Source organism: Microbacterium azadirachtae, from assembly GCF_000956505.1.
GTDB classification, from domain to species: domain Bacteria; phylum Actinomycetota; class Actinomycetes; order Actinomycetales; family Microbacteriaceae; genus Microbacterium; species Microbacterium azadirachtae_A.
This window is the reverse complement of record NZ_JYIX01000040.1, coordinates 337859-350802: the sequence shown is the minus strand read 5'-3', so window position 1 is coordinate 350802 and position 12944 is coordinate 337859. Positions and strand designations below refer to the sequence as shown.

Annotated in this window: 11 protein-coding genes; 6 read left to right on the top strand and 5 right to left on the bottom strand. The window is 70.9% G+C overall.

What is annotated here, in order from left to right; genetic code table 11:
* The first annotated feature begins 29 nt into the window (after positions 1–29).
* A complete protein-coding gene (locus RS86_RS19620; protein WP_045273929.1) occupies positions 30–1514 on the top strand; it encodes a sensor histidine kinase in 1485 nt (494 codons plus the stop codon).
* A 129-nt stretch (positions 1515–1643) separates the two neighbouring features.
* On the opposite strand, the gene RS86_RS19615 is transcribed toward RS86_RS19620, so the two are convergent.
* Positions 1644–1892 (bottom strand): WhiB family transcriptional regulator, encoded by a 249-nt coding sequence (locus RS86_RS19615; RefSeq protein ID WP_045249333.1) that lies wholly within the window; start codon positions 1890–1892, stop codon positions 1644–1646.
* Positions 1893–2143: 251 nt separating this feature from the next.
* On the opposite strand from RS86_RS19615, the gene RS86_RS19610 reads away from it, so the two are divergent.
* A complete protein-coding gene (locus RS86_RS19610; RefSeq protein WP_045273928.1) occupies positions 2144–2554 on the top strand; it encodes a hypothetical protein in 411 nt (136 codons plus the stop codon).
* Positions 2555–2560: 6 nt separating this feature from the next.
* Here RS86_RS19610 and bcp read toward each other — a convergent pair whose 3' ends face one another.
* From bcp to aroA, 3 genes are read right to left on the bottom strand one after another with little or no spacing between them, the layout of a single operon-like run.
* A complete protein-coding gene (bcp, locus tag RS86_RS19605; RefSeq protein WP_045273927.1) occupies positions 2561–3037 on the bottom strand; it encodes a thioredoxin-dependent thiol peroxidase in 477 nt (158 codons plus the stop codon).
* A gap of 37 nt (positions 3038–3074) precedes the next feature.
* Entirely contained in the window at positions 3075–4136 is a 1062-nt protein-coding gene (rsgA, locus tag RS86_RS19600) for a ribosome small subunit-dependent GTPase A (RefSeq protein ID WP_045273926.1), read from the bottom strand.
* On the bottom strand, positions 4133–5470 hold the full coding sequence (gene aroA, locus RS86_RS19595; protein WP_045273925.1) for a 3-phosphoshikimate 1-carboxyvinyltransferase: 1338 nt from the start codon (positions 5468–5470) through the stop codon (positions 4133–4135). Before aroA ends, rsgA begins: the two co-directional genes overlap by 4 nt.
* Positions 5471–5587: 117 nt before the next feature.
* Here aroA and RS86_RS19590 point away from each other — a divergent pair, with 117 nt between their 5' ends.
* From RS86_RS19590 to RS86_RS19575, 4 genes are read left to right on the top strand one after another with little or no spacing between them, the layout of a single operon-like run.
* Positions 5588–6205 carry a sigma-70 family RNA polymerase sigma factor gene (locus RS86_RS19590; RefSeq protein WP_233310625.1) on the top strand — a complete coding sequence of 206 codons (618 nt, stop codon included), beginning with the start codon at positions 5588–5590 and terminating at the stop codon, positions 6203–6205.
* On the top strand, positions 6202–6447 hold the full coding sequence (rsrA, locus tag RS86_RS19585) for a mycothiol system anti-sigma-R factor (protein ID WP_045273924.1): 246 nt from the start codon (positions 6202–6204) through the stop codon (positions 6445–6447). The genes RS86_RS19590 and rsrA overlap by 4 nt, the downstream gene beginning before the upstream one ends.
* A gap of 59 nt (positions 6448–6506) precedes the next feature.
* Positions 6507–7814 (top strand): GNAT family N-acetyltransferase, encoded by a 1308-nt coding sequence (locus RS86_RS19580; RefSeq protein ID WP_045273923.1) that lies wholly within the window; start codon positions 6507–6509, stop codon positions 7812–7814.
* Between the two features lie 30 nt (positions 7815–7844).
* Positions 7845–9185 carry an APC family permease gene (locus RS86_RS19575; protein ID WP_052680398.1) on the top strand — a complete coding sequence of 447 codons (1341 nt, stop codon included), beginning with the start codon at positions 7845–7847 and terminating at the stop codon, positions 9183–9185.
* Positions 9186–9194: 9 nt separating this feature from the next.
* Here RS86_RS19575 and RS86_RS19570 read toward each other — a convergent pair whose 3' ends face one another.
* Complete coding sequence (locus RS86_RS19570; RefSeq protein ID WP_200892850.1) at positions 9195–12887, bottom strand: multifunctional oxoglutarate decarboxylase/oxoglutarate dehydrogenase thiamine pyrophosphate-binding subunit/dihydrolipoyllysine-residue succinyltransferase subunit; 3693 nt, start codon at positions 12885–12887, stop codon at positions 9195–9197.
* Positions 12888–12944: the final 57 nt, after the last annotated feature.

Sequence of the window (12944 nt, the reverse complement as noted above, 5' to 3'; positions counted from 1 at the left end):
GGCCGGGGATACGCCTTAGGCTGTATAGGGTGTCGACACTCAGTGATCTCGCCCAGGCCCAGGGCTGCCTCGAAGACGAAGACGTCGAATGGCTGCACCGACTCGCGAGCGACGGGCAGCTGCTGGCGGATCTGGCCTCCGCGGACATCGTGATCTGGATCGCGACCGCCGACGGATCCTTCATCGCGGTCGCGCACACCCGCCCCAGCGGCGCGGCGACCCTGTTCTACCGCGACATCGTGGGGGAGCGGGTGCGGCCGCAGTGGCGCACCCAGGTGCAGGGCGCTTTCGACACGGCCGAGATCGTGGACTCGGCGAATCCCGACTGGTTCGAGGAGACGCCCACCAGGGTGCGGGCCGTGCCGATCGTCCGCACCCGCGGCAAAGACGGCGAGCGCACGCGCCCGGTCGGTGTGCTCACCCGCCACACGAACCTCGGCGAGGCGCGCACGCCCTCCCGGCAGCAGATCACGTTCAACGAAGCCGCGGACGACCTGTTCCGCATGATCTCGAGCGGGGCGTTCCCCGACCTGTCCGCGCCGACCTCGCCGCGCCGCGGCGCCCCGCGCGCCTCCGACGGCCTGATCCGCATCGACGTCGACGGCGTCGTCACGTTCGCCAGCCCGAACGCGCTGAGCGCCTTCAATCGGATGGGCTTCGACGAGGAGCTCGAGGGGGAGTCCCTGGTCGAGGTCACGACGCGCATCGTCCCGCCCTCGCGGCAGGTCGACGAGTCTCTGCCCGTCGTGGTGACGGGGCGCGCGCCCTGGCGCACCGATGTGGAGGCGCGAGGGGTCACGGTCTCGCTGCGCGCCATCCCGCTCAAGGATCACGGCACCCGGATCGGCGCGATCGTGCTGTGCCGCGACGTGTCGGAGCTGCGCCACCAGGAGCAGGAGCTCATCACCAAGGATGCGACGATCCGCGAGATCCACCACCGGGTGAAGAACAACCTGCAGACGGTCGCGTCCCTGTTGCGGATCCAGGCCCGCCGCACGCATTCCGAGGAGGCGCGCGACGCGTTGACCCAGGCCATGCGCCGCGTCGAGTCGATCGCCGTCGTGCACGACACGCTTGCGGGCGGGCTCGCGCAGAAGGTCGACTTCGACGAGGTGTTCGCGCGCGTGCTGAAGCTCGTCGCGGAGGTGGCGTCCGCCCCCAACACGCGGGCGCGCACTCAGTCGACGGGGCGGTTCGGCGTGCTGCCGAGCGAATACGCGACGCCGCTGGCGCTCGCCCTCACCGAGGTCGTCACCAACGCCGTCGAGCATGGTCTCGCGGGTCAGGAGGGCCTGGTCACCATCGAGGCGCAGCGCACCGATGAGAACCTGCGCGTGATCGTCCGCGACACCGGACACGGTCTGCCGGAGGGGCGGATCGGTCAGGGCCTCGGCACGCAGATCATCCGCACGCTCATTCAGGGCGAGCTCGGCGGGACGATCGTGTGGGAGGGCTCTGACGGCGAGGGGACGACGGTCACGATCGACCTCCCCATGCGCTGGGTGAACGGCTGAGTCGACACGACGCTCGTCCGCGACGCGGACCTGCGACGTGCCGACTCATGGCTGAGCGAGGACCGCGCGACGGTCCGAGCCGAAGCCTGCGGGCTGCTCGCTCGTCCTGAATCTGCGTCTGGCCGGGTATCAGCCGGCGCGGCGGGCGCGAGCGGCGCGGCGCTTGAGGGCGCGGCGCTCATCCTCGCTGAGTCCGCCCCACACGCCCGAATCCTGGCTGGACTCGAGGGCGTACTGCAGGCAGACCTCGGTGACGGTGCACCGGGCGCACACGGCCTTCGCCTTCTCGATCTGATCGACGGCCGGACCGGTGTTCCCGACGGGGAAGAACAGTTCGGGGTCGACGGTGAGGCAGGCGGCCTTGTCGCGCCAATCCATGGGGGCTCCTCAGTGTGGAAATGTCATGGGCGCGCGAATTTCGCGTGCCCGGAATTCGTAGGCGGCGTTCGGGGGGTCGACGCCCATCGGTGATGCGAGCGGATGCTCGCCCCACGCCGCTGTGGGAGCACATGGCTGTGATCTATTCTCTTACATGAAAGGCGAACGATCAAGGATTTTCTGCACTCCGTGTGAACGGGAGGCGAACCTCGAGCGAACGCCATCGCCCCAGACACCCCTCAGGAGCCCGCATGCGCCCGTCGAGACTGACCATCGCGGCGGCGGCCGTGCTCGCTCTGGAAGCGGCGGCACTGCTCGTGGTCACCCTCATGGAGGTGTTCGGCCTGAGCTCGGGGGCCGCGACGTCGCTGCCCTCCGCCCTCGGGCTGATCGGGCTCAGCGCGGTGGGGGCCGTCGGACTCGCCGCACTGGCCTTCGCCGTGCTGCGCGGGCGCTCATTCGGGCGCAGCGGTGGCATGGTGGTGCAGATCCTCGCGATCGCGGTCGCGCTGAGCGCTCTGACGGTGCAGCCGTTCCCTGTCGTGTTCGTGCTCGCGCTGCTGATCCCCGGTGCGATCGGCGCGGTGCTGCTGTTCCTGTTGACGCGGCGCGCGGGTGCCGAAGCACGCCGGAGCGCCGACGCCGAGCAGGAGAACGACTGACGCGCGTTACGCGGCGAGCCCCACGAGCTTGCGGATGCGGGCGACGTGGCCCGTGGCCTTGACGTTGTAGAGGGCGTGCGCGATCACGCCGTCCTCGTCGATGACGAAGGTCGAGCGGATCACGCCCTGGATCACCTTGCCGTAGTTCTTCTTCTCGCCCCAGACGCCGTAGGCGTGGTGGACGGCCAGGTCGGCGTCGCTCAGCAGCGGGAAGGAGAGCGCGTCGCGCTCGGCGAACTGCGCGAGCTTCGCCACGTCGTCGCGGGAGACGCCCAGCACCGTGTACCCGGCGCCCTGCAGCGAGGCGAGACTGTCGCGGAAATCGCAGGCCTCGGTCGTGCAACCGGGCGTCATCGCAGCCGGGTAGAAGTACAGGATGACGTTCCTGCCGCGCAGGTCGTGCAGCGAGACGGACGCGCCGTCCTGGTTCTGCAGGGTGAAGTCGGGGGCGGGGGATCCGGGTTCGAGGCGCTGCGCAGTCACCCCTCCAGGCTACCCGCATGCCACGGAGCGGATCCGCTCAGAGCTTGTCCGCGAAGGTCGCGAGCAGCCGCTGCAGGGATTCCAGCCGCGCCAGGCCCGGCTCTCCGAGCGCGCCGTCGGCCGCGGCCTCGTTGAGCGCGCAGTCCTCGGCGTCCGCCCGGTGCGTGCAGCCGCGCGGACAGTTCTCCGCGATCGCCGCGAGCTCGGTGAAGGCGGCGAGGATGTTCTGCGGTTCCACGTGCCCCAGCCCGAAGGAGCGGACGCCGGGGGTGTCGATCACCCAGCCCGACCCGGGGGTGAGAGGAGGGGCGACGTAGCGCAGCGACACGGTCGACGAGGAGGTGTGCCTTCCCCGGCCGGTGACCTCGTTCACGTGCCCGGTGGCGCGTCGGGCCCCCGGGACCAGTGCGTTCACGAGCGTGGACTTGCCGACGCCGGAATGTCCGACGAACACGGTGGAATGCCCGATGAGCGCCATGCCGATCTCGTCCACCGGCATCTCGCCCTGGGCGCTCGTGAACACCTGGAGATCCAGACCCTCGAAGTGCTTCAGGAACTCGGACGGATCCGCCAGATCCGTCTTGGTGACCACGAGCAGCGGGCGGATCCCCGCGTCGAGCGCCGCGACCAGGTAGCGGTCCACCAGGCGCTCACGGGGCTCAGGGTCCGCCGCGGCGACCACGATCAGCATCTGGTCGGCGTTGGCGACGATGACCCGTTCCACCTGATCGGTGTCGTCGGCGCTGCGGCGCAGCAGCGAGGATCGCTCGAGGATGCCGACGATCCGGCCCAGGGAGCCGTCCTCGCCCGAGACATCACCGACCACCCGCGCGGCGTCGCCGGTGACGATCGGGGTGCGGCGCAGCTCTCTGGCGCGCGCCGCGGTGATCGTGCGCTCGTCTTCCGCGTCGCCGCCTTCCCCGAGCAGCACGGTGTAGCGGCCGCGATCGACCCCCAGCACGCGCCCGATCTCGGCGTCGCTGTGCGCGGGGCGCCGCTTGGTGCGCGGGCGATTGGCCTTCGGATTGGGCCGCATCCGGATCTGGGACTCGTCGAAGTCGTCGAGCTCGTCGTCGCCGTCGTCGTCCAGCCAGCTCACGCGCGGGCGCTCCCCGTGGCGTCGGCGGCGAGCAGACGCTCCCACAGCTGGGTGAACTCGGGCAGGGTCTTCGCCGTGGTGCCGATCTCGTCGATCTCGACGCCCGGCACGCGCAGGCCGATGAGCGCGCCCGTGGTGGCCATGCGGTGATCGTGATGCGCGGGCCAGGTGCCGGCCTGCAGCGCGGCGGGGACGATGCGGATGCCGTCCTCGAGCTCCTCGGCCTCTCCGCCGAGCGCGCGCAGGTTGCCGGCGAGCGCGGCGATCCGGTCGGTCTCGTGCAGGCGGATGTGGCCGATGCCGGTGATCGCGGTGGGCGCGTCGGCCAGAGCGGCGAGGCCCACGAACGTCGGCGCGAGCTCGCCGGCGGCGGACAGGTCGAACTCGCCGCCGCGGATACGACCGGTGCCGCGCACGGTGAGCACGCCATCGGCCCGGCGGACCTCGGCGCCGAGGTGCGCCAGCAGCTCCGGCAGCAGGGCGCCCGGCTGGGTGGAGCGCGCGGGCCACCCCTCGACCGAGACCTCGCCGCCGGCGACGAGCGCGGCCGCGAGGAACGGCGCGGCGTTGGAAAGGTCCGGTTCGATCGCGATCTCCCTGGAGCGCGGCACGCCGCCCTCGACCATCCATTCCCCCGGCGCCGGACGGGAGACCTTGATCCCGCGGCGGGTCAGGGCCTCGACGGTCATGTCGATGTGCGGCATGCTCGGGAGCCGCTCGCCGGTGTGAACCAGGTGCAGGCCCACGTCGAAGCGCGGCGCGGCGAGCAGCAGGCCCGAGACGAACTGGCTGGATGCGGAGGCATCGATCTCCACGCGACCGCCGCGGATGTGGCCGCGCCCGCGGATCGTGAAGGGGAGGGACCAGCTGCCGTTGTCCTCGATGTCGACACCGAGGTCGCGCAGCGCATGGATCATGGCGCCCATCGGGCGGTGCAGCGCCGTCTCGTGCGCGGTCAGCAGCACGTCGCCGCGGGCGAGTCCCGCGAGCGGTGCGATGAAGCGCATGACGGTGCCGGCCTGACCGCAGTCGACCGTGGTGCCGCCGGTGAGCCGCGCGGGGGTGATCCGGAGGTCGGGTCCGAACCCGCCCGTGCCCGGCTGCTCCTCGACCCCGACGCCGAGGGCGCGCAGGGCGTCGATCATCCGGGCGGAGTCGTCCGAGTGCAGAGGAGCCGAGACGAGTCCCGGCGCGTCCGCGATCGCTGCGAGCACGAGCTCGCGGTTGGTGAGCGACTTGGATCCCGGCACGCGCAGCCGCGCGTTCAGGGTGCCTGCGGCGAGCGGCGCGGACCAGCGTCCGCGCGGTGCGGGGGAATACATGGAGGCGCTCATCGGTTCCTACCCTACTGAAGGCCTCCGGCAGCGGAGGGCGGGAAACGGAAGGCAATGCGCATGCTCGCGACTCTCGAACCGGTGGAGGTCGACGCGTTCGGCCTAAACTGGCTGGCGATGAACGATCACGCACCGCTGGACGCGCAGCCGGACGCGGAATCCTCCGCGCGCCGGGAATTCGAGGAGCAGGCGATCCCCTTCATGGATCAGCTGTATGCCGCCGCCATGCGCATGACGCGCAACCCGTCCGATGCCGCGGACCTCGTCCAGGAGACGTTCGTGAAGGCGTTCGCCTCATGGTCGAGCTTCACGCAGGGCACGAACCTCAAGGCGTGGCTGTACCGGATCCTGACGAACACCTACATCAACATCTACCGCAAGCGCCAGCGCGAGCCCTATCAGGGCACGATCGACGAGCTGGAGGACTGGCAGCTCGGCGGCGCCGAATCGACCACGGCGTCGCACAGCCGCTCGGCCGAGGCCGAGGCGATCGACCGGATGCCCGCGTCGGTCGTCAAGGAGGCGCTGCAGGCGGTCCCGGAGGACTTCCGACTGGCGGTGTACCTCGCCGACGTCGAGGGCTTCGCCTATCAGGAGATCGCCGACATCATGAAGACCCCCATCGGCACCGTCATGAGCCGCCTGCACCGCGGGCGCCGCATGCTGCGGGAGCTGCTGGCGGACTACGCCGCAGAGCGAGGAATCGCCACGGCCGGCACGAGGAGCACGAAATGACGGACTGCGGATGCGCCAAGGCGCGGCAGGACCTGGAGGAATACCTCCGCAACGAGATGTGCAAGACGGAGCACTCCGACATCCGCGAGCATCTCGACAACTGCCCGTCCTGCGCGGAGGAGGCTCTGGTCGCGACCACGCTGACCGAGGTCGTGTCGCGGGCGTGCAAGGAGACGGCTCCCGAGGAGCTGCGCGACCAGGTCATGGCGCGGCTGCGCGCCGTGCAGGCCGCCGTCCACTGACGAGCCGCTTCGCGTCCCGTGGGCGCCGCATCGTCGGCGGCCGTGGTTAGGCTGGGGGCATGGCAGACCTCGACGCCCGTGACGTCCCCGTCGACCCGACCTCGCAGGAGCGCCTGAGCGCCTCCCGTCTCGAGTACCGCGTCGTCGACCTCTCGGATCCGGCGCAACTGCGCGGATTCGCGCGGGCCGACGCCCGGGGCTTCCTGGACAAGGAGCCCGACGACGAGACGATCCGCGTCATGGGCGAGATGATGTCGGGGCGGCGCAACATCGGCGTGTACGCGCCCGGTGCCGACCTTCCTGTCGCGACCGTCGACTCCTGGGTGACGCCGATGACCGTGCCGGGCGACGCCGGAGCGCACCTCGACATGTGGGCGATCAGCATCGTCACCGTCGCCGCGACGCATCGCCGGCGCGGGATCGCGCGCAACCTCCTGGAGGGGGAGCTCCGCGCGGCGGCCTCGGCCGGCGTCCCGATCGCGGGCCTCACCGCCACCGAGGCGACGATCTACGGCCGCTACGGCTTCGGTCCGGCGATCCCCGTGTCGCGCGTGCGCGTCGACGCACGGCGCGCCGGCGGAGTCACGCTGCCGGCGGCGGACGGCGCGACGACGGTCGAGTACCTCGAGCCCGAGGCACTGCTGGCGGCGCTCGGCGAGGTGCATGAGCGTGCTCGTCTCGATCGCCCGGGAGACATCCCTGGCTGGCCGCTGCGCTGGCGTCGGATGGCGGGGCTCGTGCCGGGGGATGAGAGGTCCCGCGCGGTCCGCGGAGTGAGGGCGGTCGACGCCGATGGCGGCACCCGCGGCGTGCTCGCGTACACGCTCGACGAGCTGCCAGACGAGTTCGGCGCCGACTTCGCGATCCGCCATCTCGACGCCGAGACGCCGGAGGCGCTGCGCGCGCTCTGGGCCTTCGCCGTCAACCACGACCTGATCCGCACCGTGCACGCGGACCTCCGCCCGATCGACGATCCGCTGCCCTGGCTCGTCGCCAACCAGCGCGCGGTGCAGACCACGGTGCACGACCACGGCTGGCTGCGGATCCTCGACGTGCCCGCCGTGCTCGGGGCGCGCTCCTACCGCGCCCCGCTCGATCTCGTGCTGCGGGTGTCGGATCCGCTCGGACTCGCCGAGGGATCCTGGCGTCTCCGGGTCGGCCAGGACGGGAAGGGCGTCATCGACGTCACGACCGATGCGCCCGACGTCGAGCTCGGCGTCGACGCGCTCTCCTCGCTGTACCTCGGCGGCGTGAGCGCGCCGACCCTGCGTGCAGCCGGCCGGATCTCGGCGTCGGCGGAGACGGCGGCGGCGATCCAGAACGCATTCGGCACCGCCGCGGCGCCCGCCCTCACGATCTGGTACTGAGATGTCCGATGCCCTCGCTACCGTGAGGGCATGACCGCACTCCGCCCCGCCGAGGGATCCGATGGCGCCGATCTCGGCACGCGCGCGCCATCGGGGCTCGGCCTCGCGCAGGGGATCGCGCTGTATCTCGCCTCGGTCCTCGGTACCGGCCTCCTCGTGCTCCCGGGGCTCGCGGCGAAGACCGCCGGCCCCGCCAGTCTCATCGCGGTGGGGGTGATCACGCTCCTGGCGGTGCCGCTCGCCGGGGCGTTCGCCGCGCTCGCCGCCCGTCATCCGGATCCGGGTGGCGTCGCGAGCTACGCACGTCGCGCCCTCGGGCCGACCGCGGCCAGGGCCACCGGGTACTGGTTCCTCTTCGGCGTCGCGGCCGGAGGTCCCGTCGTGTCGGTGCTCGGCGCACGCTACATCGCGACGGCGGTGGGGATCGACAGCGCCGGCATCCCGTGGCTCGCCCTCGGGTTCCTCGTGGTGCCGTTCGTCGCCAACCTGTTCGGAGTGCGGCTCACCGGCTGGCTGCAGCTGGTGCTCACGGGCCTGCTGCTCGCGATCGTCGTGGTGGTGGTCGCGGTGGCGGCGCCCGCCGTGCGACCGGAGAGCTTCACGCCGTTCCTGCCGCACGGGTGGGGCGGGGTGGGCACCGCGATCGTGATGTTCGTGTGGGCGTTCGCCGGCTGGGAGGTCGGCACGCACATCTCCGGGGAGTTCGCGCGGCCGCGACGCACCATCCCGCTCGCGACGGCCATCACCCTGGTGCTCGCCGGCGGATCCTATCTCGCACTGCAGGTCGTGACGGTCGGAGCCCTGGGGGAGCGGGCGGGGCACGGCGACGTCGTCCTGCTCGATCTTGCAGAGGCCGGAGGGGTGCGCGCGGCGCCGACCCTGATCGGCGTGGTGTCGGCGGTGGTCGCGCTCGGGGTGCTCAACGTGTACCTCGCCGCGTTCGGCAAGCTCGGCGCGTCCCTCGCGTCCAACGGCGATCTGCCGCGCTGGTTCGCGAAGGGCGCCGAGTCCGGTGCGGTGCCGCGGCGCGCCCTGCTGCTCTCGATGGCACTCGTCCTGGCCTACTTCGCCGTGACCTGGGCGACAGGGTTCGACCTGCAGCCGTTCATCCTCATCCACACCGCGAGCATGGTCGCCGTCTACACGATCGGCATGATCGCCGCGATCCGGATCCTGCCGCGGCGGACGCCGGGCTGGTGGATGGCGGTGATCGCCTCGGTCTGCACCGTCGGACTGCTGCTGCTCGCCGGAGTCGCGCTCGTGGTCCCCGCCGCCGTCGCGGTCCTCGCGCTCGCCGTGACCGTGGTGCGCCAGGCGCGGGAACGACGACGCGGTGCCCCGGAGAACCGGGACACCGCGTCGATCGGCTGAGCGGACCGCTCAGAGGGTCAGCGCCCGCGAGAGCAGATCCGCCTGCTCCGCGGCGTGCACCTTCGAGGATCCGGTCGACGGCGCCGCCGACGCGGGACGCGTGATCGGACGCACGACTCGCGGGCCGGGCACGGTCTGGAAGTGCAGCGCGAGGAACGGCCAGGCGCCCTGGTTCTCCGGCTCCTCCTGCAACCACACGATCTCCGCGTTCGGGTACGTGTCGGCCACGGCCTTCAGCGCGCGCAGCGGCACGGGGTAGAGCTGCTCGACACGCACCAGCGCGACCTCGGGGTTCGGGTTCTTCTCGAGCTCCGAGACCAGATCCCAGTGCACCTTGCCGGAGTGGAAGATCACGCGCTTGACGGCGTTGCGGTCCAGCTCGCGGGTGTCGTCGATGACCGTCTCGAACCGGCCCCGGGTGAAGTCCTCCACCGGGCTGGTCGCGCCGCGCAGACGCAGCATGGCCTTCGGCGTGAACACGATGAGCGGCCTGCGCGGCTTCGCGTACGCCTGGCGGCGCAGCAGGTGGAAGTAGCTCGCCGGCGTGGAAGGACGCGCCACGGTCATGTTGTCCTGCGCGCACAGCTGCAGGAAGCGCTCCATGCGGGCGGACGAGTGGTCCGGCCCCTGGCCCTCGTAGCCGTGCGGCAGCAGCAGCACGACGCTCGACTGCTGGCCCCACTTCTGCTCGGCCGCGGAGATGTACTCGTCGATGACCGACTGCGCGCCGTTCACGAAGTCGCCGAACTGCGCCTCCCAGAGCACCAGCGCCTCGGGACGCTCCACCGAATAGCCGTACTCGAAGCCGAGCGCCGCGTATTCGCTGAGCAGCGAGTCGTAGACGAAGAAGCGGGCCTGGTTGTCGGAGAGGTTCGCGAGCGGCAGCCACTCCTGACCGTTCGCGCGGTCGTGCAGGACCGCGTGGCGCTGCACGAAGGTACCGCGGCGCGAGTCCTGGCCGGCGAGGCGCACCGGGGTGCCCTCGACGAGCAGCGAACCGAACGCGAGCAGCTCGCCGAAGCCCCAGTCGATCGAGCCGTTGCGGCTCATGTCGACGCGCTTGTCCATCGCCTGCTGCAGCTTCGGGTGCACGGTGAAGCCTTCGGGCTTGTTCGCGTGCGCGTCGCCGACGAGATGCACGACCTCGAGCGGCACGCCGGTGACGTCGGGCGTGCCGATGTGCTCGTCGACCGGCGGGAGGTCGGGGGCGATCGGCGTGGCGCCGGTCTCCGCCGCGTGCGTCTCCGCGAAGGCGATCTCCAGGCGGTTCTGGAAGTCGGCCTTGGCCTGGTCGTACTCCTCCTGCGTGATGTCGCCGCGGCCGACGAGCGACTCGGTGTAGAGGCTGCGCACCGACCGCTTCGCCTGGATCAGGTCGGTCATCAGCGGCTGCGTCATCGACGGGTCGTCGCCCTCGTTGTGACCGCGGCGGCGGTAGCAGACGAGGTCGATCACGATGTCGCGGTGGAAGCGCTCGCGGTATTCGAACGCGAGCTGGGCCACGTGCACCACGGCCTCGGGGTCGTCGCCGTTCACGTGCAGGACCGGTGCCTGGATCGTCTTGGCGACGTCGGTCGCGTACACGGAGGTGCGCGAGTCGTTGGGCAGCGTGGTGAAGCCGACCTGGTTGTTCACGACCACGTGGATCGTGCCGCCGGTGCGGTAGCCGCGCAGCTGCGACATCTGCAGGGTCTCCACGACGACGCCCTGGCCGGCGAAGGCCGCGTCGCCGTGCACGAGGATCGGCAGCCAGGTGAAGGTGCCGATCGGCTTGCGGTCCTGCTTGGCGCGGGCGATGCCCTCGAGCACGCCGTCGACGGTCTCCAGGTGCGAGGGGTTCGCGGCGAGGAGGATCGGCAGCTCGGCGCCGTCGTCGGCGACGAAGGTGCCCTCCTTGCCGAGGTGGTACTTCACGTCGCCGGATCCGCGCTGGTTGCCCGGCTGCATGGATCCCTCGAACTCGCGGAACACCTGGCCGTACGTCTTGCCCGCGATGTTCGCGAGCACGTTCAGCCGGCCGCGGTGCGCCATGCCGATCGCGGCACCGTCGAGGCCCGCGCCGGCTGCGCCCTGCAGGATCTCGTCCAGCAGCGGGACGAGCGACTCCGCACCCTCGAGCGAGAAGCGCTTCTGGCCCACGTATTTCGTCTGCAGGAAGGTCTCGAAGGCCTCGGCCTCGTTGAGCTTGCTGAGCACGCGCAGCTGCTCGTCGTGGCCGGGCTTGACGTACTTGACCTCGACCTTGTCCTGGAACCAGCGGCGCTGATCCGGGTCCTGGATGTGCATGTACTCGATGCCGAGCGTGCGGCAGTAGGAGTCGCGGAGCACACCGAGGATCTCGCGCAGCTTCAGCTGGCGCTGGCCGCCGAAGCCGTTCGTGACGAACTCGCGGTCCAGATCCCAGAAGGTGAGTCCGTGCGTCTCGATCTCGAGGTCGGGGTGCGTGCGCTGCACGTACTCGAGCGGGTCGATGTCGGCCATCAGGTGGCCGCGCACGCGGTAGGAGTTGATGAGCTCCTGCACGCGCGCGGTCTTGTCGATGCGCTCGGCGAGGTCGACCGCGATGTCCTTGTTCCAGCGGATCGGCGCGTAGGGGATCCGGAGGGCGCGGAAGATGCTCTCGTAGAAGCCGCGCTCGCCGATCAGCAGCTCGTGCACCTTCTTCAGGAACTCGCCCGAGCCCGCGCCCTGGATGACGCGGTGGTCATAGGTCGAGGTGAGCGTGATCGTCTTGCCGATGCCGAGCACGTCGATCGTCTTCTGGCTCGAACCCTGGAACTCGGCCGGATACTCGAGGGCGCCGGCGCCGATGATGCAGCCCTGGCCCTTCATCAGGCGCGGCACGGAGTGCACGGTGCCGATGCCGCCGGGGTTCGTGAGGGACAGCGTGGTGCCCTGGAAGTCGGCGGCGGTCAGCTTGTTGCCTCGTGCACGGCCGATGAGGTCCTCGTAGGCCGACAGGTACTCGCTGAAGGTGAGGGTCTCGGCGCGCTTGATGCTCGGAACGAGCAGGGCGCGGGTGCCGTCGGGCTTCGGGATGTCGATCGCGATGCCGAGGTTCACGTGCGCGGGGGCGACGACGCTGGGCTTGCCGTCGACCTCTGCGTAGTACACGTTCTGGCTCGGGAACTCCTTGAGCGCCTGGATCAGCGCCCAGCCGATGAGGTGCGTGAAGCTCACCTTGCCGCCGCGCGTGCGGGACATGTGGTTGTTGATGACGATGCGGTTGTCGATCATCAGCTTCGCCGGAACCGTGCGCACGCTCGTCGCGGTCGGCACCGTGAGCGACTCGTCCATGTTGGCGGCGAGCGTCTTCGGCATGCCGCGCAGCGGCGTGACGACGTCCTCGTGCTGCTCGGTGCCGGGCTCCGCGGCGGTGCGGTCCTGCGCCTGGGCGGGGATCGGGGCCTGGCGCGCGGGCTTCGTCGTCGTGCGCGCGACCGGCTGCTGGCCGATCACCGGGATCGGCGCGGTCACCGGATGCGTATCGGCGGCAGCGGCCGGCGCGGCCGCGGGGGAGGAGGGGGCGGCGGGTGCCGCCGAGGGCTGGGAGGGATGGTAGTTCTCGAGGACCGGCCACCACTCCTTGTCGACGGAGTTGCGATCGACTTTGAACTGCTCGTACAGCTCGTCGACGAGCCAGGAATTGGCCCCGAACTCTCCATCTCCAGAAGTCCCGACGCCGGTCACCTGGCTCGACACGCTCGATCGCCCTCTTTCATCGCTGAATCTGGTGGGATCCGTCCCCGGTGGTCTCCG